Source organism: Maribellus comscasis (assembly GCF_009762775.1).
Classification (GTDB): Bacteria; Bacteroidota; Bacteroidia; order Bacteroidales; family Prolixibacteraceae; genus Draconibacterium; species Draconibacterium comscasis.
Window position 1 is genome coordinate 733,427 of the sequence record NZ_CP046401.1, and the last position, 25,719, is coordinate 759,145.

The 25,719-nt window shown below is 38.1% G+C and carries 23 protein-coding genes; 7 read left to right on the forward strand and 16 right to left on the reverse strand.

Annotation, left to right across the window (positions count from 1 at the left end; genetic code table 11):
- Window positions 1-65: 65 nt before the first annotated feature.
- Both GM418_RS02940 and GM418_RS02945 read left to right on the forward strand, forming a co-directional pair.
- The gene (locus tag GM418_RS02940; protein ID WP_158862986.1) at window positions 66-2,411 is read left to right on the forward strand and encodes a TonB-dependent receptor; all 2,346 of its coding nucleotides are present in this window, start codon (window positions 66-68) and stop codon (window positions 2,409-2,411) included.
- Between the two features lie 10 nt (window positions 2,412-2,421).
- The gene (locus tag GM418_RS02945; protein WP_158862988.1) at window positions 2,422-3,312 is read left to right on the forward strand and encodes a DUF4249 family protein; all 891 of its coding nucleotides are present in this window, start codon (window positions 2,422-2,424) and stop codon (window positions 3,310-3,312) included.
- A 3-nt stretch (window positions 3,313-3,315) separates the two neighbouring features.
- Here the strand turns inward: GM418_RS02945 and GM418_RS02950 are convergent, their stop codons facing one another.
- From GM418_RS02950 to GM418_RS02985, 8 genes are all read right to left on the reverse strand, one after another.
- The gene (locus GM418_RS02950) at window positions 3,316-4,698 is read right to left on the reverse strand and encodes a hypothetical protein (protein ID WP_158862990.1); all 1,383 of its coding nucleotides are present in this window, start codon (window positions 4,696-4,698) and stop codon (window positions 3,316-3,318) included.
- A gap of 104 nt (window positions 4,699-4,802) precedes the next feature.
- On the reverse strand, window positions 4,803-7,118 hold the full coding sequence (locus tag GM418_RS02955; RefSeq protein ID WP_158862992.1) for a glycoside hydrolase family 95 protein: 2,316 nt from the start codon (window positions 7,116-7,118) through the stop codon (window positions 4,803-4,805).
- A 133-nt stretch (window positions 7,119-7,251) separates the two neighbouring features.
- Window positions 7,252-7,932 carry a TonB-dependent receptor plug domain-containing protein gene (locus GM418_RS02960; protein WP_158862994.1) on the reverse strand — a complete coding sequence of 227 codons (681 nt, stop codon included), beginning with the start codon at window positions 7,930-7,932 and terminating at the stop codon, window positions 7,252-7,254.
- Window positions 7,933-8,020: 88 nt separating this feature from the next.
- Window positions 8,021-8,716 (reverse strand): TonB-dependent receptor plug domain-containing protein, encoded by a 696-nt coding sequence (locus GM418_RS02965; RefSeq protein ID WP_158862996.1) that lies wholly within the window; start codon window positions 8,714-8,716, stop codon window positions 8,021-8,023.
- A gap of 179 nt (window positions 8,717-8,895) precedes the next feature.
- Window positions 8,896-9,837, reverse strand: a complete 942-nt coding sequence (locus GM418_RS02970; RefSeq protein WP_158862998.1) for a glycosyltransferase family 2 protein — start codon at window positions 9,835-9,837, stop codon at window positions 8,896-8,898.
- A 57-nt stretch (window positions 9,838-9,894) separates the two neighbouring features.
- A complete protein-coding gene (locus tag GM418_RS02975; protein WP_158863000.1) occupies window positions 9,895-10,188 on the reverse strand; it encodes a DUF1330 domain-containing protein in 294 nt (97 codons plus the stop codon).
- A gap of 70 nt (window positions 10,189-10,258) precedes the next feature.
- Complete coding sequence (locus GM418_RS02980) at window positions 10,259-11,155, reverse strand: hypothetical protein (RefSeq protein ID WP_158863002.1); 897 nt, start codon at window positions 11,153-11,155, stop codon at window positions 10,259-10,261.
- Between the two features lie 62 nt (window positions 11,156-11,217).
- Window positions 11,218-12,429 carry a C1 family peptidase gene (locus GM418_RS02985; RefSeq protein WP_158863004.1) on the reverse strand — a complete coding sequence of 404 codons (1,212 nt, stop codon included), beginning with the start codon at window positions 12,427-12,429 and terminating at the stop codon, window positions 11,218-11,220.
- 394 nt (window positions 12,430-12,823) lie between these two features.
- On the opposite strand from GM418_RS02985, the gene GM418_RS02990 reads away from it, so the two are divergent.
- Window positions 12,824-13,573 carry a hypothetical protein gene (locus GM418_RS02990; protein WP_158863006.1) on the forward strand — a complete coding sequence of 250 codons (750 nt, stop codon included), beginning with the start codon at window positions 12,824-12,826 and terminating at the stop codon, window positions 13,571-13,573.
- Between the two features lie 234 nt (window positions 13,574-13,807).
- On the opposite strand, the gene GM418_RS02995 is transcribed toward GM418_RS02990, so the two are convergent.
- On the reverse strand, window positions 13,808-14,380 hold the full coding sequence (locus tag GM418_RS02995; protein ID WP_158863008.1) for a DNA-3-methyladenine glycosylase I: 573 nt from the start codon (window positions 14,378-14,380) through the stop codon (window positions 13,808-13,810).
- Between the two features lie 92 nt (window positions 14,381-14,472).
- On the opposite strand from GM418_RS02995, the gene GM418_RS03000 reads away from it, so the two are divergent.
- From GM418_RS03000 to GM418_RS03015, 4 genes are all read left to right on the forward strand, one after another.
- Window positions 14,473-16,488 (forward strand): tetratricopeptide repeat protein, encoded by a 2,016-nt coding sequence (locus GM418_RS03000; RefSeq protein ID WP_158863010.1) that lies wholly within the window; start codon window positions 14,473-14,475, stop codon window positions 16,486-16,488.
- Window positions 16,489-16,608: 120 nt separating this feature from the next.
- Window positions 16,609-17,532, forward strand: coding sequence for an AraC family transcriptional regulator (locus GM418_RS03005; RefSeq protein WP_217447693.1), 924 nt, complete (start codon window positions 16,609-16,611; stop codon window positions 17,530-17,532).
- 104 nt (window positions 17,533-17,636) lie between these two features.
- Window positions 17,637-18,347 (forward strand): pirin family protein, encoded by a 711-nt coding sequence (locus GM418_RS03010; RefSeq protein WP_158863012.1) that lies wholly within the window; start codon window positions 17,637-17,639, stop codon window positions 18,345-18,347.
- A 63-nt stretch (window positions 18,348-18,410) separates the two neighbouring features.
- On the forward strand, window positions 18,411-18,935 hold the full coding sequence (locus tag GM418_RS03015) for a YceI family protein (protein WP_158863014.1): 525 nt from the start codon (window positions 18,411-18,413) through the stop codon (window positions 18,933-18,935).
- Between the two features lie 50 nt (window positions 18,936-18,985).
- Here the strand turns inward: GM418_RS03015 and GM418_RS03020 are convergent, their stop codons facing one another.
- From GM418_RS03020 to GM418_RS03050, 7 genes are all read right to left on the reverse strand, one after another.
- On the reverse strand, window positions 18,986-19,522 hold the full coding sequence (locus GM418_RS03020; protein WP_158863016.1) for a lipocalin family protein: 537 nt from the start codon (window positions 19,520-19,522) through the stop codon (window positions 18,986-18,988).
- Window positions 19,523-19,534: 12 nt separating this feature from the next.
- Window positions 19,535-19,990: a PIN domain-containing protein gene (locus tag GM418_RS03025; RefSeq protein WP_158863018.1), complete on the reverse strand. Its 456-nt coding sequence runs from the start codon at window positions 19,988-19,990 to the stop codon at window positions 19,535-19,537.
- Window positions 19,983-20,210, reverse strand: a complete 228-nt coding sequence (locus GM418_RS03030; protein ID WP_158863021.1) for a UPF0175 family protein — start codon at window positions 20,208-20,210, stop codon at window positions 19,983-19,985. Before GM418_RS03030 ends, GM418_RS03025 begins: the two co-directional genes overlap by 8 nt.
- 145 nt (window positions 20,211-20,355) lie before the next feature.
- Entirely contained in the window at window positions 20,356-21,540 is a 1,185-nt protein-coding gene (locus tag GM418_RS03035; RefSeq protein ID WP_158863023.1) for an AGE family epimerase/isomerase, read from the reverse strand.
- A gap of 28 nt (window positions 21,541-21,568) precedes the next feature.
- Window positions 21,569-22,573: a Gfo/Idh/MocA family protein gene (locus GM418_RS03040; protein ID WP_158863025.1), complete on the reverse strand. Its 1,005-nt coding sequence runs from the start codon at window positions 22,571-22,573 to the stop codon at window positions 21,569-21,571.
- A 51-nt stretch (window positions 22,574-22,624) separates the two neighbouring features.
- Window positions 22,625-23,812, reverse strand: coding sequence for a glycoside hydrolase family 130 protein (locus GM418_RS03045; RefSeq protein ID WP_281350254.1), 1,188 nt, complete (start codon window positions 23,810-23,812; stop codon window positions 22,625-22,627).
- A gap of 28 nt (window positions 23,813-23,840) precedes the next feature.
- Window positions 23,841-25,670, reverse strand: coding sequence for a sodium:solute symporter family protein (locus tag GM418_RS03050; protein ID WP_158863027.1), 1,830 nt, complete (start codon window positions 25,668-25,670; stop codon window positions 23,841-23,843).
- Between the last annotated feature and the right edge of the window lie 49 nt (window positions 25,671-25,719).

The window sequence follows — 25,719 nt, forward strand, 5'->3', positions numbered from 1 at the left end:
AACCTTCTTTCATTTTCACTGTCGTTAGACAGTAAAAGCTATGAAAACAATTAAACAATTTCGCAATGAAACAAATCTTACTTGTTCTGCCTTTTTTGTGTCTTTTTCTAAAAACATATTCACAAAATTCAACAGTAAGCGGCTATATTAAGGATGCCGCAAGCGGGGAAGCGCTGATTGGCGCAACCTGTTATATCCCCGGATTACAGACCGGTGTTACTTCAAATCAATATGGTTTTTATTCGTTAACCCTGCCAACCGGGAACCACAAGATCAACTTTTCTTTTATCGGCTACGAAACACAATCAATTGGCGTTGATTTGAAAGAAAATAAAGTGCTTAACATCTCGCTGGCAGAAGACAGCAAACAACTTGAAGACGTAGTAGTTACCGGAACCAGACGAGACAGAAATATCGAAAGCACCGAAATGAGCATGGAGAAGATTTCGGTAAAGCTGGTAAAAAAGCTTCCTTCGTTTATGGGAGAGGTAGATGTTTTGAAAACCATAACTCTTCTTCCCGGAATCCAAAACGGAGGAGAGGGAAGTTCTGGTTTGTATGTTCGGGGTGGTGGCCCTGACGAAAACTTAATGATTCTGGACGAGGCACCTGTTTACAACGCTTCTCATTTAATGGGTTTCTTTTCCGTCTTTAATTCCGATGCGATTAAGGATATTGAAGTATATAAGGGCGGAATCCCCTCAAAATACGGAGGAAAAGCATCCTCTGTTGTGGATATTCGCATGAAAGACGGAAACATCAACAAATTTCACGGACAGGCCGGAATCGGAAACATATCAAGCCGCCTGACCTTGGAAGGCCCGGTAATTAAGGATAAATGGAGTTTTATTGTATCAGGCAGAAGAACCTATGCTGATGTTGTTGGAAGAATGTTGGGACTGGATGAACTCAAAGAAAACAAGTTGTATTTTTATGATTTAAATTTAAAAACCAATATCCAGTTTTCACACAAAGACCGGCTGTACATTTCAGCCTACACCGGCGACGATAATTTCAAACTGGGAGAATCGATTTATATGCGCTGGGGAAACGTGACAGGAACGGCCCGCTGGAACCACATTTTTGGAAACAAACTCTTTTCGAATACTTCATTTATTTATTCCAATTATGGTTATAAACTGGGTGTACCGGGAAATTCGGCTGACCAATTTGACTGGGATTCACATATCAAAGATTACAATTTCAAAGAAGATTTTTCGTGGTTCTTAAATGCCAACAACCGGATTAATTTTGGAATTAATATTATCAAACACCATTTTGAACCCGGTAATATCGACGCGAATGAAAACTCATTCTTTGAACCTTTACAGCTTACCAACTACAATGCTGTTGACGGAGCCGTTTACGCTTCAAATGAACAAAAAATTGGTCGTTTGCTCACCGTAAAATATGGATTCAGATTGTCTGCCTTTCAACAAATTGGAGTAGGGAAAGTAAGAGAGTATCAGGATGAGAATGCTCCAAATGCAGATGAAGTTATCAGTGAAACTTCATACAAAAAAGGAGAACAGATTGGCTCTCCCTATATTCATCTTGAACCCAGGGTATCGCTTAAATTAACCACAGGTGAAACCAGCTCGATAAAAGCATCTTACAACCGGATGGTACAGAATCTGCATCTTATTTCAAATACAACTTCACCAACTCCGCTTGACATATGGTTGCCAACGAGCAAATATATCAAACCATTGATTGCCGACCAGATTGCAGCAGGCTATTTCCGCAATTTTGGGAATAATGCCATTGAGACTTCTGTTGAGGTGTATTATAAAGACATGAAGAATGTACTCGACTACAAAGACGGAGCTGAACTCTTTTTAAACGAAGACCTGGAAACGGAGCTTTTAACCGGAACCGGATATGCTTACGGCATGGAAATGCTGATAAAAAAACAGGAAGGGCGGTTTACAGGATGGGCGAGCTACACGCTGGCAAAAGCAATGCGAAAAATCCCGGGAATCAACAATGGCGAAGAGTATCCTTCGACCTACGATCGAACCCATGATCTGTCGTTGGTTTTAAACTACGAAGTCAGTAAACAACTTTCAGTGGCAGCTAACTGGGTTTTTTCGACCGGAAATCCGATAACTTATCCGGTTGCAAAATACGACGTACAGGGAAATACGATGTTTTATTACTCAAAGCGGAACGGGAACCGAATTCCTGATTACCACAGAATGGATCTCTCTTTCACCTATGACTCCAAAAAAAATGAACACCGAAAAGTAAAACGTTCTTTAAATGTTTCTTTTTATAACGTTTATGCACGCAGAAATGCCTATTCAATTTATTTCAGACCCAATGAGGATAATCCGAATATCACTGAAGCTGTAAGGCTTTCAATTATCGGGACAGTTATCCCATCAGTAACCTATAATATCACTTTTTAAACCCGGAATCATGAAAAACAAAATATATATAATTCTGACTTCCATTTTATTTGCTTTAAGCGCATGCGAAGATGTTGTGGAAGTAAAGCTCAGCGACGAAGATGTAGATTTATATGCTGTTGAAGCTAAAATTACAACCGAAAATAACCCCTACGTATTTGTTTATAAAACGCAGGTTGTAAGCTCGGACCAATCGTACGAGGGTTTAAGCAATGCAGTTGTTACTATTTCTGATAATTCTGTACCTTCCAACACCATTCAGTTGTTCGAAAGTACTGAAACCACAGGCCTTTATATGCCTGCTGAAAACGAAACTTATTTTGGTGAAACCGGCAAAGAATACACCGTCAGCATTTCAACTGATGGCACTACAATAACCGGAAGTGATTTATTATCTCAGGTTGAACCTATCGATTCTATTCAGGTGCACTCCTCTCTCCGCGGCGACCACCGCTTTTTGGGGGTGTTTACTTTTGGAAATGAAACTCCTGGTCTCGGGAATTATTATAAATGGGACATTTACATCAACGATGAATTATTAAATGAAGCTGAATACCTGATGGTGGTCAACGATGAGCTTGTGGATGGAAATTATGTAAACGGTTTTGAAATTTTCACTGATTTTCATGACCCAAATGAGGAGTCAGAAAGACTATTAAATTTTGGAGATACAGTGCAGGTAAAACAAACATCCATTTCGGAATTTGCTTACTACTACTATTATCAGATGTTGAACCAAAGCATGTCAGGAGGAATGTTTAGCGTCCCTCCTGCCAATATCGAAAGTAATTTTACAGCAAGCGACGGCAGCACTGTTTTAGGACTTTTTACGGCACATGATGTTTCCACTTCAAATATTGTTCTTATTGATGAAACAATTGAAAGTCAGCTAAAGGATTAATATCTAATTTCGGGGTGGGTTATCCACTATCGGGCTGATGTCAATCAGATACATTTGCCGGCCAAATCCTTCGTGAGAAGAATCGATAGCTACCTGTTTACCATCAGGAGTAAAACGTGGGTGCAAATCTACTCTTAAAACTCCAGGATTATAGGGGTACAGATAACCACCCAACTTATAAGCCAATTTACCAAGCGGTACAAATTTTTTGGTTGGAATATGATACATGTACAGATAAATAAAACCATTAATATTGTATGTGTCAGTTAAAATCCAGTCACCACTTTTGTGCAGGGTAATATGCCCGTTCGGAGCATCAAAATATTTTTCTTTGGGAACACCGGTATCGTCATCTAAAAAACGGAAATACCCCCGAACACGATTTCCGGTTTCAGGATCGGGATGATATCCGTTATCCATAATTTCTTTGTCGTTAATCCAAAAATGATGACTGGGTTCACGATACAGGTATTTCACATCTTTACCATCCAAATTCATAGAAAAACCTTCGGTCCTCGCCTGTGTCCTTCCCGGTTCAGTTTCACGTGCATCTTTAATAAATGTAATAAAACGATCTCCTGAAGGATTAAATCCTTCTCTAAAAAAGTACAATGTCCCTTTTATTGTGTCAGCCGGTAATCCATCAGGATATAAAATATGCGCCATATCGCGAACCGACATAAGCATCTCTACTTTTTCGGTTTTCATATCCATTTTCCAGACTCCAATCTCCGAAGGGGCCCACTGTTCTTTGTATGGATCTTCCACTCCCATATATCTGCATCCCGCATGCACAATACGTTCAAAATTCACCGATAACAATGTTTGCCCATCGGGCGAAATGGTGTAAACGGAAATTGGGAGCGTGCGTGTTTGTTTGGTTCTTATATTATAAACCCTGCTTATCAGTTTCTTCCCGTCATCCGAACGGTCATTCCAGATTATCTCTTCCGATGAGCCGGGAATCCATTGTAGCCTGCAGCCTTGCTGCCAATTCCAGGCAGTTGTTTCGCCTATTTTTATCCATTTATTGTTGTCCACCAAATCAAAGTAGCCAATTTCTCCTTTGTCTGACGACTGAACAATCCTGCCTTCAACAAAAATACGCATCCCCAGCATGTATCTTCCTTCCGGGTCAAACTCCAATAGCTCGCGCTGCGCACAATTATAAAAAAAGAATCCGTGATACATTGGAGCCTCAGAACTTCCCACCGGAGAAATTCTTACAGGTTCAAAATACACCGCATCCTTCGCATTTAAAACTTCCTCGAAACTATTATAAACGGAATAAGATTTTTTGTCGTTTGATTTTAAACTTTCTTTTTCTGACGCAAATAAACTGATTGATAACAGAAATGGGAAAACGACAAATAATGGCCTCATCATATCTAATGGTTTAGTTAAAATAAATAACACCATAAAATACAAAAAATTCGCTAACATACTGTATAGAAAAAGGAAGCGCTCGCTTTAATCAATGTATTTTCTTTTTAAACTTTCTTCAATTGATTGTTTAAAATTAGCTGTTCTCCTTTCTGGGGCTGAAAAACAACAGTATTTCCGTTGTACATTATCTTGCATGATTTTCCAAGTAAAGAAGTAATTTTTAACTCCTTCAAAACACTTTCTTCCCACTTAATATCAATTTCAAAACCACCACGAGAACGCAAACCTGTTATCTCGCCGCTTTTCCATGAAGGTGGAAGCGCCGGTAGAATCTGTAATACGCCATTGTGACTTTGCATCAGCATTTCGGCGATACCTGCAGTGGCTCCAAAATTACCATCAATTTGAAATGGAGGGTGTGTATCAAAAAGATTCGGAAGGGTTGATTTAGCCAACAAAGCCTGTAAATTTTCTTCTGCCTTTTTGCCATCTTTTAAACGGGCATAAAAATTTATTATCCAGGCGCGGCTCCAGCCCGTGTGTCCTCCTCCGTTTGCCAATCTTGCTTCAATGGTCTTTCTTGAAGCTTCGAGCCACTTTGGATCATCCGGATTGGTAAATTCTTCTCCCGGATAAAGTGCATATAAATGCGAAATATGACGGTGTCCCGGATTTTCTTCAGGAAGTTCTTCCGACCACTCCAATACACGACCATCCGACCCTATCTGCGAAGGAGTAAGTTGAGCAAGTTTATTTTTTAATGTATCGGCAAATTCAGCATCAACTTTTAATATTTCTGAAGCTTTTATACAATTTTGAAAAAGTTCCCTGATAATTTCGTGATCCATGGCAGGTCCCATACAAACAGCCGCCGCCTCTCCATTTTTGGTTATAAACTTATTTTCAGGCGACATGCTCGGTCCGGAAACCAGCAATCCTGTTTTTGGATTTTCAACCAAAAAATCAACAAAAAACAACGCTGCTTCTTTTAAAACCGGATAAGCCTCTTTTTTTAAAAATTGTTCATCGCCTGTATATTCGTAATATTCCCAGAAATGGTCGGAACACCAGGCGGCTCCCATGGGCCACATTCCGTAACCGGTCATTCCGATTGGGTCGGTGAATTTCCAAACATCGGTAGTGTGGTGAGCCACAAACCCTCTGCAGCCATATACCTCTTTTGCGGTTATTGAACCACGTTCACGGAGCCCTTTAACAAACTCAAAAAATGGCTGCTGACATTCTGCAAGATTGGTTACCAGCGACGGCCAGTAATTCATCTGAATATTTATATTAATGTGGTAATCGGCGTTCCATGGCGGTGATAAAGACGGCTCCCAAATTCCTTGTAAATTTGCAGGAAGACCATCAGGCTGTGATGAACTGATTAGCAGATAACGTCCAAACTGAAAATACAATTCTGCCAGATGAGCGTCAAGCGCCCCGTTCTTTATCCTTTGTAACCTTTCATCAGTTGGGATATTCAAAGTATCTAATGAGTTCAACTCTAAATCCACACGGTTAAACTGCTTCTGATAGACAGCAATATGTTTTGATTTGAGAGCTTCAAATTCTATTTCTTCGGCTTGTTTAATATCAGCCGTTGCTTTTTCCACTTCATCTGCACCCCAAAAATCCGTTCTTCCTGAAATTAGAATTTCAATTTCATCCGCATTCTTAACGACTAAACTTTCATTTTCAGAAATTACTTCACCTCCATTATTTTTTATATTCACAATTGAAGCAAAATGGGTTCCTTCTCCCTCATATTCTGCAAAACCGGACATCAACAACTGATTCTCACCAACTGAAACCGTTTCTGCGTCACCTGGTCTTTCCAGCCAGGTTTTAAAATTCAAACTTCCTTTTTTTGATGCTGAAAGTTTTATAACAACAACTTCATCAGGGCGCGAAGAAAAAAACTCACGAGTAAATTTTACTCCATTCGATTCAAACGTGGTTACTACAACTGCATTCCGCAAATCAAGTTCTCTTTTGTAGTTACTTATATCATCTAATCCCTCAAACTGAAGAAAAAGATCACCCAAAGTTTGATAAGTATGGACTCCGCCATCCAACCTTGTACCCATAATTTTTTCCTGTGCGAGCCGGTCACCTTCTGCATACTTTCCCTCAAAAAGCAACTGCCTAACCTCTTCCAGGTAATTTTGTGCTTCCTGATTGGCCCGGTTAACTGGTCCACCTGTCCACACCGATTCTTCATTTAATTGAATATGTTCCGTTTTAATTGTTCCAAATACCATGGCGCCAAGCCGTCCGTTTCCAACCGGAAGTGCTTCAGTCCAATCACCAGCTGGTTGATTATACCAAAGTATTAAGTCGCGTTTTTCCTTTTTGTCGGTTTTACAAGACAATAGAAAGAAACAAACAATAAAAAAAGAGATGAAAATTTTTCGCATCTTATCAGGTTTTTGTTGATACTCCGAATATAAGAATTAATATTTTCATTGCGGCGGCCATAAAATAAAAGGGGTAGTGGTTTTTAACAAATAAACCATTCTACCCCTTTTTAATTTATTACCCCAATTCTTTTTAATCGTTACCTCTTCTGGTTTCAATAATTACTACACCGTTTGCGCCTCGTGCACCATAAATAGCTGCGCTTCCGTCTTTAATTACATTTATACTTTTTACCTGTGTGGTCGGTATCGAATTTAGCACACTTGAATCTACCGTCACACCATCAAGAACAATTAAAGCTGCTGTACTCGAATTGATTGAATTTACTCCTCGTATTTGAATTTCGCCGTTTACCACCTGAACCCCGGTAAAACGTCCGCGAATAATTTCAAAAATATTACTATACTGTGAAAAATCCATATCGTCCCGATCGAGAGATGACAAAGCATTTAGCTTTTCTTCATCGTTTACATAACCATAACCTATTGCATATTCTTTAGCCTTGGGGCCAGGTTTGAGTTTCTGGTTTATCGCCGCAATCTTGGATTTCTCGTCCAACTTTACTCTCTGGTTATAAAATCCTTTTGCACTAACGACGAGAACATCCTCGTTAGCAACACCAACGGAAAAATTTCCGAGGCTATCAGTAAAAACCTCCTGTTTGGTACTTTTTACTTTAATACTTGCACCATTTATCATGATACTGTCAAAAGTAGTTACCAATCCGTGAATAATTCGATCTTGTGCCTGCAAGTTCAGCGACACAAAAAAAGCTATTGTAAACAGTAGTGAATAATAGATTTTTCGATTCATGGTTTTTATTTTAGATTTTTTAGTTTTACCCATCTCTTTTGTTTTTTAATCTTTAAATACAGATAAAAAGTAACAAATTCTATGCAATTTACTTTTTACTCATGTCGCTGCCTCGTTTTGTTTCTATAACGACAACGCCATTTGCCCCTTGAACTCCGTATATGGCTGAACTCCCATCCTTGATAATATCAATACTTTTCACCTGATCGGTTGGAATATTACTCAGAGCACTTTCGTCTCGCTGAACTCCATCTACTACGATAAGTGCAGCATTATTAAAACTATCAAAAGTATTTTTCCCCCTTACTATTACCTCCCCGTCCACCACACGTACGCCTGAAAACCGGCCTCTCAAAATTTCGTAAATATCAGTATATTTCGAGAAGTCCAAATCATCGTCATTAAGGTTCGACAAGGCGTTAAGTCTGTTCACATCGCTTACATGTCCGTACCCTACGGCATGTTCTCTGCTTTTGGGACCAGGTTTCAACACAAGGTTTATTGCAGCAAATTTAATTTTAGAGTCCAATTTAACTCTCTGCTTATAAAAACCATTAGCACTAACGACCAAAACGTCATCATTATCACACTGCACTGCAAAATTTCCATAATTATCAGTTAAAATAATTTGCCCTGTGCTCTTTACTTTTACATCCACTTTTGCCAGTCTGATACTGTCAAAAGTTGTAACAGTTCCATGAATAACTTTATCCTGTGCGCTTAAACTAAAACTTGCAAGAAATAATACTGTACATGTGAAAGAAAAAAAGTTAACAATTCTCATGGCTCAATTTTTAGGTGAACAATTACAACAAAGTTAGACAAATTATTCTATCAAAGGTTTAATTATCAATCGTTTTAGAAACAAAGAAAAATATGTTTTTCAACCTATTTTCATCTAAAAAATGTCGAGGCTGATAAACTCCTGCTTTAGAAATTTCAAACAATTTTTAACTAATCTTTTTAAGCCTTTGTTGATCCGACTTTTTTCACCCGGTATGGCTTTTTATGCTGCGATTCAAAATAAGTACGCATTTGCAACTCGGCAATTATTCCGATAGTGATAAACTGAATCCCTCCCATTACAAGCAAAATCCCCAACAATAAAAGAGGTTTACCCCAGATATCATTTCCCAAAATTTTCAGAATTAACATGTAAATATTAATCAATACTCCTATTCCAAGTGTAACAATACCGATAGTTCCGAAAAAGTGCATCGGGCGTTGCAAATATTTTTTAAAAAATACCATTAATATCAGATCGCTCATTACCCGGGTAGTTCGCCCCAGATTATATTTTGAACTTCCAAATTCACGAGGCCTGTGGTTTACATCCACCTGAGTAAGATGGGTGGCTCCCTCAAGTGCGATTAAAGCCGGAATATAACGATGTAATTCCCCATAAATGTGAATACTTTTTATTGTTTCTTTTGTAAAAATTTTGAGTGTACAGCCTAAATCTCTCATATGAATCCCAGTGGATTTCCGGATCATATAATTCGCAATTTTTGAAGGTATTTTACGAAGGAACATTCCATCCTGCCTATTGGCACGAACGCCGGCAACCATATCCCAGTCCTCTTCCTCAATCATTTTCAGCATCATGGGTACATCGGCGGGATCGTTTTGTAAATCACCATCAATCAACGCAATAAATTCACCTTCCGCCTGGTCTATTCCGGCTTGTAATGCTGAGCTTTGCCCGTAATTCTTCTTTAACTCAACGAGGATAAAACGCTCATCATCTATTCTTTTAATTTCAGCAACCGTATTATCAGTTGAACCATCGTCAACAAAAATAGCTTCAAAATCAATTCCACCTAATGCTTCTTTTATTTGTTTTGAAAGGGGATGGATACTTGGTTCTTCATTGTATACACAAATAACCAGTGAAAGTTTTTTCATGTTTTTGTCTTTAATTCTCCGAATTTTGTTTTCTGTTTTCGTTTACAATCAGCGAATTTAGCTTTTTATTCCTTTTATTAACAAAGTGTCGCATTTTGCTGCGTTTAACCTATGCTTTAATATTTTTTGATAATCGTCGGAATTGTACCATTCATCAAAATCTTCTTTTGTTTTAAATTGAATAAGCACAAAACGTGTATAATCCCACTCTCCTTCCAGTAGCTGTGGTTCATTTTCAACAGATAAATATTCACCGTTGAACTTTTTAAATATCTCGCCGGCTTTATCAATATATTTTTGATACTCCCGCGTATCACGAATCTTTATGTTGGCAACAAAATAATAGCTCACTTTATAGTGTAGAAACGATTACCAGTATATAACGTACAAAATTAGTATTCCAAATTAATTTTTATATGATTTAGCTTATGCCTTTAAACTTCCAGATAAATGAAACACGCAACGTTTTATATTTCCAGTCGTGTAAGCCATGTTGATATTTAAGCCTGACTGCTCTGTTCTCAAAATCTTTACGCATTTCAAAATTTAGCTGCATCGGCCGGTCGTGCTCATTTTTATATCCGGAGTAACCCGAAAATGAACCCGAAAACAACCAGGTATTTTTTACAATTTCACTTCCCACAGCATATAAAAACGCGTCGTTCTGAAGATTGAGTTCATCGTTGGTTTGCCAGGAATAAAAACCTATTAATCCGAAAGGACGAAATAAAGTGGCCTCTTTTTGTCCAAAATCTTTTGAAAAACTCAAATCAAAAAAATAACCGGGACTATCGGTGTAACGTGCAGACTCCAACTGGTTTCCCGAAGCTGTTTTTGTAGCAAACCTTAGCAAAGTATTGGGGAATCTTCTGTCTTTTGAAATCTGAATCAAAGTACTAAAATAAAAATCGCCAATCGCAACTCCTGTTCCATCTTTGTTTCTGGCGATTCGTTCGTTTCTAATTTCTTCTGAGAAAGCAAAATACTCAAACAATACTCCCCACATTTCAACAGCAATTCTATTTTTTGCAAATGGAAGAAAAAGTTTTGCAGAAATATCCTGAGTGGGGTCTCCTGAATGAAAGTGATTTGAGGCTGTAACCTGAAACTCAGTTTCCTCCGTAATAAATCCTCGCTTAATTTCGGGAACAGGTAATGCATTTGGCCCCATATAACCGGGAGTAATCTTAATCCAGTTTCGCCACCCCGGATCACCTGACTCCCAGCCGTGAAGTTCGTTCCACCATCCCCAGTCATCCTGGGCGCTTGTATATAAGAATGAAAATAAAAAAGTGAAAAATAAAAGCCGAAACTTCATGTTTTATCGTTTGAATTTTCAAAGATAAAAAAACCCTTCAGACAAATCTGAAGGGCTATTATTTAAAGCTCCAGTTTTTCTCTTATTTTTTGCGGGATAGCATCTTTGTGAACCATAATACACATGGTTTTATAATTTACATAAGGTTTTGATGCATAAAAATATCCTTTGTACTTATTATAGTCACCCCATGAATTTTTTACTTTGTAAAATATTTTTCCTTCCTGATTTTTTGATATTCCTACAATATGCATCCCATGATCATCGGTAGTCTGATAGTTATCAAATGCTACCTGACGCATTTCCTGGGTAACCTCCAATTCCGGAACCGGATTTTTTAGTTCGTATAACTCTTTTTCCTTTTCTCTGTCGGAAAGTGCTTCCCAACGAGTAATCTCAGCATCACTCATGTCTTCAGATGGAGCAGAAGGCAAAACGGCGACTCCCTTATTGCTGGTAGCAAAACCTTTCTCGCTAACATCGGCAGCCCAGGCAACTGTAAAACCGTTATTCAGTGAATAATCTATAATTTCTTCCAAATCCTTTAACGGCACATTATAAACCTTGTCCCACGACCAGTTATCAGGCACCTCCAAAATAAATTTTGAGTAAAACGGATGATGTGTGTATGAAGAAATCTCAACATAGTCATCCATATTTAAACCAATATAATCGGAAGCAAAATCTCTTGGATTATATGTTTTTCCTTTGTAATCAAAATTCCCGGGGAGATCACCAAGATAAGAATTTAGTGTTTGGTCAATGGTTTCGTGCCAAACGGTGCTTAGTTTTCTGTTCTTATTTTCAACAACAGCGTCAACATTTTCTCTCAAAACTCTATCCATTTCCCCGTGAACATGCTTTTCTTCACCATATTCCAATCCATCGTAAACCGATTCGGGAACGATACCAAATTCACGTATCATATTGGTAACATCGTGAAATGCACCACCAGCAGAAAAATTCAAATTACCATGCAAACGTACGTGTTTTTTTGCTTTCTCTGAATAAGCATGCCATACTACAAACATTTCTGAAAGATCAACTTCAGGCTTACCCAAGCGCAGCATTTCCGACTCCAAAAACGACAAAGCAGAAAACGACCAGCATGTACCTGAACGATACTGATCCTTCACAGGTGTGGCAGGCAAAAGGATTTCATCCTTAAACTCATAACCTGGTTCTTTTTTGTTCTTTTTTATTTCATTTCCCGCAAACAGAATGTTTGCCACAAAAGCTGTGAATACAACAGCAAAAAGTAATTTCAACCTCATCTTATCTCCTAAACTATTAATGCTCTAATTTGACTAGCTGTCAAAATTAATAAATAAAATTTCTTAACAAAAACTTTACCTTTTAGAAACATTCTGAATTTTAAAACACAGATTCAAGCTCAATGTTTAAAGGACTTATGAAAACAGATACATAATTAAATACAAACCGAAACAAAACAGCTAACAATCACTATGACAGCCGATAACGAATAATCAAAAAGCAACGGAAATATAATATTCGTTTCAGACCCAAAAAGCAAATTATGCTTTGATGAAAAATCTCCCATTGGGTTAAAACAATATCTCTTGAATATTAGTAATTTCTATATAGTTTTTATTTTGAAATAAGTAAGTTTTATTTACATATTTGTATCAAAATACCATAAAACAAGTCATGATGGAAAAATTTCATAACATGTTTAATCAAAAAATGTGGTCCGCCGGAATTGTTTTTCTGCTTTTGTTTGGAATTATTCTACATTCCTGCAAAGATGAGTTTAATGAAGGCGAGGAAACTTTTGAAGGTTATGGTGACATTTTTATACAGAAAAAGAAAGTGGGCGATGAGACACTGTATGCACCTTATTATCACTTAATTGCAAATTCATCGATTGAGTCTGCAATGGTTGAAACACCAAATGGAGAACTCACTGAACTTGAGCCATATGAATATTTAACAACCTATATAAAAGAACCGGAGGAAGACGAATTTTCTACTTCGATGATGGCGGCTGGTACTTACCGTTTTACGGGTTCATATGGCAATAATAAAACATTTGCTGTTACCGATATGTTTGATGCAGGTATTATCGATTTCCCAAAAATTGATTCTGTCAGTTATGACAACACAAATTACTACATTTATCTTTCCTGGGAAGCTGTCAGCCGTGCAAACATATATAAAGTCAATTTGTTAAGCCAAGCTGGAAATATTGTTTTTAGTGGTGCTGAACTTACTTCAGAATCAAATGCTTTTCTGATAGGTTTAGATACCGAAGGCTGGATAAGCACTCCTTATACAGGAGATGTTTTAACAATACAATTACATGCATATTTGTTGGACAGTAATGCCGACGACGACAACTGGTACTATAATATTGAATGTAATTCATACACCGAAACGCAGGTTATTTGGGGAGAATAGCAAACCTGGCAACATGACAACAAAACCCTCTCTGTAAAACAGAACATAACAAACTGGCCACTAATATATTGAAATCACCTCCAAAGAATAAGGAGATCTTCGATTCTATTTTTTAGCCATTGGATGTGTATTAACTCATTCAATTAATCTCAGCGAAAACAAAAACAACAAATGGTCATTTACCATTCCCGACGCCTGTATATAGGCATATTTCGTTATTACAGCAACAATTATTTAGAACAAATCCAATATCTCTTTATATCTATAGCAAGTGATTAAATGGTCGTTGATAACTCCCGTAGCCTGTAGATGAGAATAAATAACAGTACTGCCTACAAACTTAAAACCTCTTTTCTTTAAATCTTTAGATATCTCATCTGAAAGAGGTGTTGTAGTTGGCATATCTCTGATAGTTTTTAATCTATTTACTATCGGTTTATTGTTTACAAATCCCCAGATATATCTATCAAAACTGCCGAATTCCTTTTGTACATCAAGAAAGCATTTTGCATTATTTACACACCCATTAATTTTAAGTTTATTTCTAATTATAGAACTATCCTGAAGCAGTTCATCTATTTTGTCCTGATTATAATTAGCTATTATATCTGGATTGAAGTTATCAAATGCTTTTCTAAATGCTTCTCTTTTATTTAGAACAATCTGCCAACTTAAGCCAGCTTGAAAACCTTCCAAAACCAGAAACTCAAACAATTTTTTATCATCGTGCAGAGGTACCCCCCACTCAGTATCGTGATACTGAATCATCAACTCATTTTTTGTTCCCCATTCACATCTTTTACACATTTTATCATCTTTTGCCGAAAAAGTTAAATAAAATTAATCAAACCTTTAGCTCTGTTTGTAAAATATTATTTTTGTTTCCTTACAATAAAAGGATGAAACGAATATTAGCTATACTTTTTCTCGGACTCCTGATAGCCCAATCGCAGGCACAGGTTAATCTGAACCATTATATGACTGTTGGACAAACCCGTATTCAGATTGGAAATTATACTGGAGCCATCGAATATTTCAACATTGTAATAAAATTCAAACCTTATCTTCCCGAGGCCTATTTTTACAGGGGGGTGGCAAAACATCAGCTTGAAGACTATCGCGGGGCGATACAAGATTATAATAAAGCGCTGGAAATAAAACCTTTTTACCCTCGGGCCTATACCAACCGTGGCATGGCCTACCACAACCTGAAGGAATACGACGAAGCCATTAGTGATTATAATAAAGCACTGGAGTTTGACCCTGACAATGAATCAATATACAATAACCGGGGAATTGCAAAACTGGCTCAGAAAAATATGGAAGGAGCCATTGAGGACTATAACAAGGCGCTTGAAATCAATCCAAAATCGACATATGCCTTGATGAACCGAAGTAATGCAAAAATTGTGCAGAGTGACATTAACGGAGCTATTCGTGATTTGAACCAGGTTATTATTATTCGCCCGCATTACGCGGCAGCTTATTTAAACCGCGGCCTGGCCCGTTTTGAACAGGATGATTTTGCTTCGGCTTTGCGCGACTATGACCAGAGCATCAGGCTGGATCCTAAAAATGCGCTGGCTTTTAACAATCGGGGAATTGTTAAACACAAACTGGAGGATTACGTTGGTGCGATTATGGATTATGACATGGCTATCCAGCTTAACCCGGAAATGGCAAGTGCTTATTTTAACCGCGCAATGGCTCGGGAGATCCTTGGCCGTCCGGGGTATACCAGCGACTACAAAATTGCCTCCCAGCTTGATCCTAAATTTGATTTGGAAAGCAGGCGTCTGGATGCTGAACAATTGGCGCAAAATCAACAAAACCAGCAGAATCAAAATCAGGGACAAAATTCACCCAATGCACAATCACAACAGTCCGGAAATTCACAAAATAATTCCTCTGCTACTTCAGCAAAAAATAATACCACACAGCAAAACAATTCCTCTGGCGCTCCTCCTGCGAACAATAACCCGCAGAAAAACAATGCTTCGTCTAACGCAAATACTCAAAACAAACAGGAAGACGAAAAGGAAAACAACGAGAGAAATAGAAGGAGAAGAATGAATTTGATTATTGAGGACTCTCGAAATTTACCTGATGATGAAGAAGAGGAAGTTGACGATGGCAGAATTCAAAACAAAAACATAGTAATTGATTTGCAGCCGATTTTTATCATTTCAGCTTTTGACAAAAACGATGTTGATTACGACCGTTTCCAGTATTACAACATGGCTATTGAAGATTTAAACGAAAAAAATAATTATAATCCTTTGTTGACAATCTCAAACAAACCGGTGGCTGAATACATGGACGTATTTGAAAATTTTATTTTGTATTTTAACGCACGCCTGGAAATTCAGAAAAACGCCCACAATTACTTAAACCGTGGAATTTTCAATAGTCTGACCGGAAATTACAACGATGCATTAGCTGATATAGATCAATCAATCAAAATGGATGATAAAAACGGAGTTGCCTACTTTACACAGGCAAATTGTCGTTTTAAGATGTTGCAGGAAATTGAAATGAATTCAGGTTCGGAAAGTGAATTCAGCATCCCGATTACACAGCGTTTTTCAACAGACGATGGTCAACAATCTCATGCAAATATCGATTATAAAGAAATAATGGATGATTACGAAGTAACACTGTTTCTTAATCCTAAATTCTTTTTTGGGTACTACAATCGAGCTTATATAAAACTGAGGCTGAAAGAATACAAAAGTGCGATTGAAGATTTAAACCGTGCGATAGAATTAGAACCTGAATTTGCAGAAGCTTACTTTAATCGTGGTTTGACAAAAATTTACCTTGATGATGTGGAAGGCGGCGCACTCGATTTAAGTAGGGCGGGAGAATTAGGGCTGATTGGTGCATACAACATTATAAAAAGATATTGTAATTAGTTTCGCAAGGAGTAACACCGTCTTTCAAGGCGGTGCTCAACGGGAAATTGTCATTACTTATGGATCTTGAAAAAAATGTAATTTATTTCAATTTCATTTTTTTCAAAATCCAAGGACAAGTTGACTTTGTTTACCACCGCCCTAAAGGACGGAATTAGTTTGATGGTTTCAGGGCAAATGGAAGAAAGCATTAAAACATATAAAGATGTAAACCGCGACAATGGTTTAAATTTTAGAATTCAGCGGATGGAAGACATTTATGCTGAACGAAACGGACAAGTTGACAAACCGCATCGGCACGATTATTACACCGTTTTAGTGGTAAAAAAAGCTACCGGAAAACACATCATCGATTTTAACGAATACTCTTTTTCAACCAACCAGGTCTTTTTTGTAAGCCCGGGACAAATTCATCAGGTAATTGAAGAGCAACAATCTTCGGGTTACGTAATTCTTTTTTCAACTCAGTTTTTAATTGAAAACAACATTCCCTTTCATTTTATTGATGACTTAAATTTATTTAACGACCACGGACACTCGCCGCCCTTGCCGATTAACGAGGCAGAATTGGTTCTTCTTTCAGGTTTCTGCGAGGAAATGATAAAAATACAGGCCTCTGATTTAAAATATAAAGAACAGGCGATTAGTTCGTATATAAAATTGCTGTTGATTCACGGAAACAACGTTTGTACATTAAAAAGCAAAGATCCGCAAAACCAGGAAGCTGTAAATTCAATTCTGAAAAATTTTAAAAATCTGGTTGATAAGAAATATTCAGAATGGCACCAAACCAGCGATTATGCAGCCGAACTTAGCGTTACACCCGATTATTTAAATCGTGTTGTAAAATCGCTGACGGGAAAAACAGCAAAAGAATTTATTCAGTCCAGAATAATTATCGAGGCCAAACGATTAATTGCATTTTCCGGGTTAACCAGTAAAGAAATTGGCTACGAATTAGGATTTTCGGAACCGGCTAATTTTAGTGCTTTTTTCAAAAAAGAAACCGGAATTCCGCCCTCTCAATTCAATAAAATACCTTAAGGTCGTTTTTTCATAATCTTTCTCCGTATTCTCATATTCCCCGGCTTTTATTTTCTTCTGACCTTTGTATCAACAATAATTCAAGAAACAGAAAGGAAATAAAAATGAAAACAATTTTGCATCAATCAGAAACAAGGGGACACGCCAACCACGGCTGGCTCGATTCGCATCACACCTTTAGTTTTGCGAATTATTACAACCCGGAAAGAATGCATTTTGGCGTTCTTCGGGTTTTAAACGACGACCGTGTCGCTCCCGGCAGAGGATTTGGAACGCACCCACATGATAACATGGAGATTATTTCTATTCCACTGGAAGGAGATTTAGAACACAAAGACAGCATGGGAAACAAAGCTGTAATTAAAGAAGGCGATGTTCAGGTAATGAGCGCAGGAACCGGAGTATTCCACAGCGAGTACAATAAAAATACCGACAAAGAAGTGAAGTTCCTGCAAATTTGGGTTTTCCCAAACGCAAAAAATCTCACACCGCGTTACGACCAGATTTCAATTCGCGATGTAAAAAAAGAAAATGCATTTTACCAGGTTCTTTCTCCCAACAAAGAAGACCAGGGAGTTTGGATTCACCAAAATGCATGGTTTCATTTGGGCAAATTTGAAGCCGGAAAATCAGAAACGTACCAGTTGAAAGATGCAAATAACGGAGTTTATGCTTTTGTTCTCGACGGAGAAGTTGAAATTGCAGGACAAAAATTAAACAAACGCGACGGCTTTGGAATTTGGGATACAACAAATTTTCAGTTCAAATCAATTGAAAACAGCCGGGTTTTATTAATGGAAATACCGATGAATTAATAACAAGGGCATGCGCCCACAAAAAGAAATTTAATAAAATACTAATAATTAAAAATTACAATTATGGAAAGCAAAAAAACGATTTGGAAAGTAGATGCAGCACACTCAGAGTTCACATTCAAAGTAAAACACATGATGATTTCGACCATGGGTGGCGAATTTGAAAAATTTGATGTTACTGCAGAAACAGAAGGTGACGATTTCAAAAATGCAGATATCCAGGTAGAAGTAGAAGTAGATTCGATTGTTACAAAAAACGGCGATCGTGATGCCCACTTGAAATCAGACGATTTCTTCAACGCAGAAAAACATCCGCTGATTACATTCAAATCAAAATCATTTGACGGAGAAACTCTGGTTGGTGACCTTACCATTAGAGACGTAACCCAGGAAGTTTTTTTAGACGTTGAATTTAACGGAATTGCAGTTGATCCTTACGGACAAACAAAAGCAGGTTTTGAACTTACCGGTGCAATTAACCGTAAAGAATATGGTTTGAAATGGAATGCTGTAACTGAAGCTGGAAGCGTAGTTGTTTCTGACAAAGTAAAACTGGAAGTGAATGTGCAGTTGGTAAAACAAGCATAATACAATAAGAATAAATCCAGAAAGCATCAGTACAAAATACTGGTGCTTTTTTATTGCTCTTTTTGTTTCACCCAAATTAATTCTGAAGCGCTGTAGCCACGTTGCTCCGCCTTTTTAAGGATGTTAATCAAAACTTGTTCGTCCAATTGAGGAGTGCGACTCAGAATCCACAAATATTTGTCGTTTGAACTTCCAATCAGCGCCCACTGGTAATTTTTATCCAATTCCAGCACATAATAATCGGCATAAAAAATCCAGAAAAAAGACACTTTTAATTTGCCCGGCTCGTCAGTTAGTTTTGCTTTTCCAACCGCCTCATCCAATTCTCCATCCAAAGAATTTTTATAACCCCGATTTACAACTTTTATTTTTCCATCGTCGCGTTTAGAATAAGTTGCGGTTACGCCAACCAAGTCGCGTTCGAAACGGTGGTCGTAACGCGCAATTTCATACCAGGTTCCAAGGTAGCGTTCAATATCAAGCTCTTTTACAGTTGAATAATCCATCGTTCCTGAATTTTGAGACTGACAGCTACTGATAAACAACAAGACAACCAAAACTGAAATCAAATGCCTGAACTTTTGCATAAATCCGATGTTTTACTCATCATTCAATTTCAATATCTCTTCAACAATATTGGCAGAAATTCGAAAATCAGTCATCAACATTTTATCAATTAATGGTTTAACTTTTGGAATAACTGACATTTTCTTAGCTTTATGAATCACACCCAGAGAACCAGTTACCTTAAAATTAAGCCTTACAGCTAACTTTCTCGCTTTTAAATCATCCAGTAAAAGCAATACATCTTCGAGTTCTGTTGCTAATGCGATAGCACTAGCTTCTCCATAATCAAGTTGTGTTTCCAGAAGCTTCTGATATTTTTTATTCTTTACAAACTGGATTTTAATCCAAGAAGGTAGTTCCTCCCCAAATTCTTCAGCGATCTCGGGTGTAGTTATCAATTCACCATAAACCTTCTCTAACAAGTTGAGTTCATCAATCTTATGAAAAAGAATTAGTGCACTCGTATCTGAAATTACGATTTTAGGCATTTGCTATATCAGAATGTAAATCAGAAACAGAAGAACTAAAAACAGATACCCCGTATTTACCCAACATTTCTATAAATGCTCTTTTTGACAATCCAACAATTTCTGCCGCCTGTCCTGCCGATAATTTTGCATCTTCATATAATTTCGAAGCAATTATCATTGAGAGGTCGTAATCTTTTAAATCAACATTATCTGGTATATTAAGTTGAATCTTTCTCATAACCATTCACTTTTTATCAAAAATACAAAATCAACACACCAAATTTCAATTTATGGGTTCGTTTTTGTTTGTTATAAACGAATCTTTACACCATAATACACGCAAAAACTTAAAATGTTTGCAAGAATGCAAATATAAAAGTGCACTATTCCTCAAGCCTTCGAATCATTTCCAAACACATCCGTCCGTTGTGATACGGCGCTTTCCATGCATTAATTTTATGGTCGGGAAGCAAATCGAAATTTTTATCTCTCGCCCAAAACCATTCTCCGTATTCAGGATTAATAATGTGCTTTTGAATAAACTCCCAACTTTTCTTCGCAAACTCTCTATATTTTATATCGCCGGAAATTTGCCATGCATTAAAAAAGCCAATAACAGCTTCCGCCTGCGGCCACCAGTGGTATTCTTCCAAAGATTTGCCATTTTCCTTTTCATAAAAAATACCACCGTTTTCCTGTAAACCTTCGGCAATTGTAATTTTCACCATTTTTAAAGCAATCGGTTTTATTCGATTTATTAAAGCTTCGTCGCCCAAAACATCGGCAGCTTCATACAAAAGCCAGCTTCCTTCAATATCATGACCGTAAGAATCAATATCTCCGCGAATCGTCCAGTCGTCATCAAAAAACAATAAAAAATGACCGGTTTTTGAATCGATAATTTTATCCAGGAAAATATGAATAAGTGCTTCCAGCTTTTCCTTCAACGCATCATCTTTCCAAATCCGATATAAATTGGTGTATGCTTCCAAAACATGCAAATGCGTGTTCATCGATTTCCGCACATTCATATCTTTCGGGCTCAAACGTTGATCTTCGATACTATTCCAATTGGCAGTACTGGCTTCAATGTAGCCTCCAAATCCAGGTTCTGTTCCATATCTTTCCAAAAGCATAAACATGGAAATTGCCAGTTGTTTTATCATATCGTTTTTGAAAGCGAGATAATATTCAGAAAGCGCATAAATAAAAAACGCCTGTGCATAAAACTGTTTTTTGGTATCCAGTGCTTCGCCATCGGGACTAACGCACCAAAAAATTCCGCCGTTTTCGTTATCCCAGAAATTCTCCATTAAAATACGGTAAGCTTCATCGGCCATATTTTTATAACCCGTTTCCGGGAAAACACGATAGGCAGAAGAAAAAGCCCACAAAATCCGGGTGATTAGCACTGCAGAATGCGGTTCTTCAGGAAAAGTCTCATTTTCATTTGACACCTGCCCGAAGAATGTTTTTCGCTGCGGGTCGTAAACCTTTTCCTGCCAAAATTTTAAAATATTGTTGGTTAGTTCGTTTTCGAATTCTCTTTTAAAAATTTCTGGTTTCAACTTCTTTTAATTAAAAATTAGACCTTCGTTAAAAAAATAAATTTTTATCGTGGTCAGGGAAAAATATTCCGGCGTCAATTCGGACGCGGTCAAGCGTTTCCATCAAATCGAGGCTCATTTGCCAACTCATCCGGCCGCTTTGAATTTTACCGGCATCAAGACATTCCATTACATGCGCCGCTTCATACTGGTAACCCCAGCCTTTTTCGTGTCCTGAATGCAAAATCTGCTCATCCTCGCCATTCTTTTTTACCGTAATATTTGTTGGGGTAAACCAGCGCGGATTCAAAATCATGTATCCGTTCTCAAACCAATATTCGGTTTGTGTAGGAGACAATGATGCAAAACTGGATGTAAGATTGGCCATCTCGCCATCTTTATATTTGAAAATCATGCTGATGGTTTCTTCCGAACCGGTTGAGCTAAAATCGACAAGTGTTTTTAGCAATTCCGGTTTTCCAAGCGAAGTTAAGGCAGCAAATACCGGATAAATTCCAATGTCGAGCAAAGAACCGCCGCCCAGCGCCACATTGTACAAACGATTATCGGGATTAAACTCACCGTTAAAAGCAAAATCGGAACGAACCAACTTGAGTTTTCCCAATTCACCTGACCGGATAACTTCCATTGCTTTAACAAAACTCGGTTGAAACATGGTCCAAAAAGCCTCCATCAAAAAAGTATTATTTTCTTTGGCGCAGGCTACCATTTCTTCTGCTTCTTTTTTGTTGATGGCAAACGCTTTTTCACACAGCACTGCTTTTTTATTTTTTAAACAAAGTATTGCATGTTCGTGGTGAAACGAGTGTGGAGTAGCCACATAAACAGCGTCGATTTGCGGGTCGGCAAGCATCTCCTCATAACTTCCGTAAGCTTTCTCAAAACCAAATTCATTGGCAAAATCCTGCGCTTTTTTTAAACTCCGCGACGCCGTTGCGTAAAGGTTTGCATTTGAAAGCAATTTTAAATCGCTGCTAAATTTTCGTGCTATTTTTCCACAGCCTAAAATGGCCCAGTTGTACTTTTTATTCATTTTTGTCGGAATTAGATTTCCTGCAAAAGTAAGCCACTTTTAGCTGAAATCTTAATATTTCCCCTGATTCCTTTCGATCAATTTATTTATGGTTTCAACACTTTTCCCGGAACGAAATCCGTCTTCAGGTGTGTTCAAACAATAATCCACCAACCTGTCAACGGTTGACGTTGCCACGTGCATGCGCGTATCCGACGAAGCGTAATAAATAAACACCTCATCTTTTTCGTTGCGAATCCATCCGTTGGTAAACAAAACATTGGAAACATCCCCTACCCGCTCTTCATTTTCGGGCGCCATAAAATAACCTCCCGGGCGGGCAATTACTTTTGAAGGATCTTCCAAATCTGTCATAAACATAAACAGGACATAGCGTAAACCGGCAGCGCAGCCACGTACTCCATGTGCCAAATTTAACCAACCTCTTTCGGTTTTAATCGGAGCTGGTCCCTGTCCGTTTTTGAGTTCTTTTATCGTATGGTAAATTTTCTCGTCGATAATTTTTTCTTCCGGCGCTTCAGCTTTTGTGATATCATCAACCAAAGCCCAGCCAATTCCACCGCCGCCGCCAACATCGATAAATCCATCCTGCGGACGAGTATAAAAAGCATATTTCCCGTCAACAAATTCAGGATGCAACACCAGGTTTCGCTGCTGCCCGTGATGCGAAATAAAATCGGGTAAACGTTCCCAGTTTATCAAATCTTTGGTACGGGCAATCCCGCCGCTGGCTGTCGCTTGTGAAGTATCTCCTTTTGGAGCCGCCGGATCTTTCCGCTCAGCACAAAAAACACCATAAATCCAACCATCTTCGTGTTGCGTTAATCGCATATCATATACATTGGTATCCGGATCTTCGGTTTGCGGAAGTGTAACCGGTCGCTCCCAAAAACGCCAGTTATCAATTCCATTCGGACTTTCAGCAATGGCAAAAAATGATTTTCTGTCCCAGCCTTCGGTACGCACCGCCATCAAATATTTGCCGTTCAAATAAATTGCACCCGCATTAAAAGCTGCGTTTATTCCAATACGTTGCATTAAGAACGGATTACTTTCGTAGTTCAAATCGTAACGCCAATGCAAAGGAGCGTGCTCCCCTGTGAGAATCGGCCGTTTGTAACGATAATAAATTCCATTATAATTTTTCGTAAGGCGTTTATTCTTTTTTGTGAGCAATTTTTCATGCCCTTTTTTTAAGCTTGTCAGTCGTTTATTAAATTCTGCAATTGTTGGTATCATCGTTCTGTCAAAAATTAATTAGTAGTGATTATTTCTCCGGAAGTTTGTTCCACCATGTTTTTTTCAAAATCACACCACAAACCACCGTAATAATTATCGTTATCCCAATCGGGAATGAATCTTTCAAAATAATATAGATTGGAAGTGCCACCAGCGCTGTCTGGCCAATCGTTCCAACCACAACATTTAACATATCGAGTTTGAAATTTCTATTGGGTTTGAAATCAGGATCTTCAGCCATAACTTTCTTTTTGATTGGCCCCCAAAACCCCCAGGGATTTACTGTTTTATAGAACGATTTTAATGTTGCTTCGTCGGTAGGTTTTGTTGAGAAAGTTCCTAACAAAGCACCCGCAGCTGAAATAATCAACAACCATGGGAAGTAATATAAATCGAGCGTTTCAGAGAATACGTAAGGAAAAATCAAAGCCGGAATCAAACCGAAAACCATTCCCCAGAAATAACCATAGCCGTTAAAACGCCACCAGTACCATTTCAACACATTCGAAACCACGTAACTTCCGTACAAAGCAGACACAATCCACTGCAACATGCTGTTTACGTCTTGTGCAAAAATTCCGAAAATGATACTTACAATTACCACCACAATCCCAGTGATGTAATTCATATTTTTCACCTGATTATTGGATGCCTCCGGTTTTACATAGCGCAAATAAATATCGTTTACAATATAGGCCTGCGCAGCATTCAGCGTTCCGGCAAAAGTGGAGTTAAATGCGGCCAACAAACCGGCAAGTAATAATCCTATAAAACCAACCGGCACAAATTCGGCAATCGCAGAAGGCAAAATCTGTTCAAAATCAATCTGTCCGCCCACCATTAAATTTAAACGGTCGTAATAAACGATTCCAAGAATGGCAAAACCGGCAATCATAAAATAACGGATCGGCATTAAAACCACAGAAACAAAACCACTCATTTTAGCTGCGTCTTTTGGTGATTTTGTAGAAAGGATTTTCTGCATATCGTAAGTTGGAGCTGGTCCAGCAATGGAAACCAACACTCCTTTGAAAACCATCATCATAAAAAAGATGGAAAACAACGAATAGCCGTCGCCGGAAATTTTGGAATTTACCTCATCAATAATTCCGCGCCAATCAAGGTCATTTAATCTCCACCCAAAAAACGGGGTTTTCCAACCTTCCGGCACAACCAACGATTCTGTAGCCAGTGCTTTCATTGCCAAAACGCCAATCAAAATCGCAGAAATCGTCATGATTATATATTGCAGAACATCGGCCCAAACGATACTTGTCATCCCACCTAAAACAGCATAAAAAACTGCGAACAATGTAAATGCAATTCCATAAACATGAGGCACATATTCCGGCGACACGTGAAATGGGAAATAAGGTTGAACGATATCCCATGGAATAAAAATCATTACAAATTTACCGAGTCCGATAAATCCGTAAGCCAGATATCCCAAACACATTATTAATGCGAAAACAACAACGACTCCGTGCGAAAGATTGCTGTCGCGGGAACGGCCAAAACGTGTAGTAATCCACTCGGCACCGGTTGTTACCCCTGAACGACGCAACCAAATACTTAGAAAAACCATAAGGAAAACCTGGTTAAAAACCGGCCACAACCACGGAATCCAAATACTTTTTAGCCCGTACACAAAAAGCAGGGTTACCAGCCACATAGTTCCCGAAATATCGAACATCCCCGAAGCATTGGAAAGTCCGAGCATATACCAGGGTAATTTATTCCCCCCTAACAAATAATTTGATTTACTTTTTTGGGCGACCTTTTTTAACACCAGGCCAATAACAACAGTTGCAACAAGATAGACGAATATGATTACAATGTCGGTTATAGTTAATTTCATTACTGTTTTAGTTTAAGTTTGTGTTGAGTGCGATATAATTCAAGTAATT

Bases quoted from the DNA above. Each gene is read 5' to 3' on its own strand.
- GM418_RS02940 (WP_158862986.1), top strand. From the start codon at position 66: ATGAAACAAATCTTACTTGTTCTGCCTTTTTTGTGTCTTTTTCTAAAA.
- GM418_RS02945 (WP_158862988.1), top strand. From the start codon at position 2,422: ATGAAAAACAAAATATATATAATTCTGACTTCCATTTTATTTGCTTTA.
- GM418_RS02950 (WP_158862990.1), bottom strand. From the start codon at position 4,698: ATGATGAGGCCATTATTTGTCGTTTTCCCATTTCTGTTATCAATCAGT.
- GM418_RS02955 (WP_158862992.1), bottom strand. From the start codon at position 7,118: ATGCGAAAAATTTTCATCTCTTTTTTTATTGTTTGTTTCTTTCTATTG.
- GM418_RS02960 (WP_158862994.1), bottom strand. From the start codon at position 7,932: ATGAATCGAAAAATCTATTATTCACTACTGTTTACAATAGCTTTTTTT.
- GM418_RS02965 (WP_158862996.1), bottom strand. From the start codon at position 8,716: ATGAGAATTGTTAACTTTTTTTCTTTCACATGTACAGTATTATTTCTT.
- GM418_RS02970 (WP_158862998.1), bottom strand. From the start codon at position 9,837: ATGAAAAAACTTTCACTGGTTATTTGTGTATACAATGAAGAACCAAGT.
- GM418_RS02980 (WP_158863002.1), bottom strand. From the start codon at position 11,155: ATGAAGTTTCGGCTTTTATTTTTCACTTTTTTATTTTCATTCTTATAT.
- GM418_RS02985 (WP_158863004.1), bottom strand. From the start codon at position 12,429: ATGAGGTTGAAATTACTTTTTGCTGTTGTATTCACAGCTTTTGTGGCA.
- GM418_RS02990 (WP_158863006.1), top strand. From the start codon at position 12,824: ATGATGGAAAAATTTCATAACATGTTTAATCAAAAAATGTGGTCCGCC.
- GM418_RS02995 (WP_158863008.1), bottom strand. From the start codon at position 14,380: ATGTGTAAAAGATGTGAATGGGGAACAAAAAATGAGTTGATGATTCAG.
- GM418_RS03000 (WP_158863010.1), top strand. From the start codon at position 14,473: ATGAAACGAATATTAGCTATACTTTTTCTCGGACTCCTGATAGCCCAA.
- GM418_RS03010 (WP_158863012.1), top strand. From the start codon at position 17,637: ATGAAAACAATTTTGCATCAATCAGAAACAAGGGGACACGCCAACCAC.
- GM418_RS03015 (WP_158863014.1), top strand. From the start codon at position 18,411: ATGGAAAGCAAAAAAACGATTTGGAAAGTAGATGCAGCACACTCAGAG.
- GM418_RS03020 (WP_158863016.1), bottom strand. From the start codon at position 19,522: ATGCAAAAGTTCAGGCATTTGATTTCAGTTTTGGTTGTCTTGTTGTTT.
- GM418_RS03025 (WP_158863018.1), bottom strand. From the start codon at position 19,990: ATGCCTAAAATCGTAATTTCAGATACGAGTGCACTAATTCTTTTTCAT.
- GM418_RS03030 (WP_158863021.1), bottom strand. From the start codon at position 20,210: ATGAGAAAGATTCAACTTAATATACCAGATAATGTTGATTTAAAAGAT.
- GM418_RS03040 (WP_158863025.1), bottom strand. From the start codon at position 22,573: ATGAATAAAAAGTACAACTGGGCCATTTTAGGCTGTGGAAAAATAGCA.
- GM418_RS03045 (WP_281350254.1), bottom strand. From the start codon at position 23,812: ATGATACCAACAATTGCAGAATTTAATAAACGACTGACAAGCTTAAAA.
- GM418_RS03050 (WP_158863027.1), bottom strand. From the start codon at position 25,670: ATGAAATTAACTATAACCGACATTGTAATCATATTCGTCTATCTTGTT.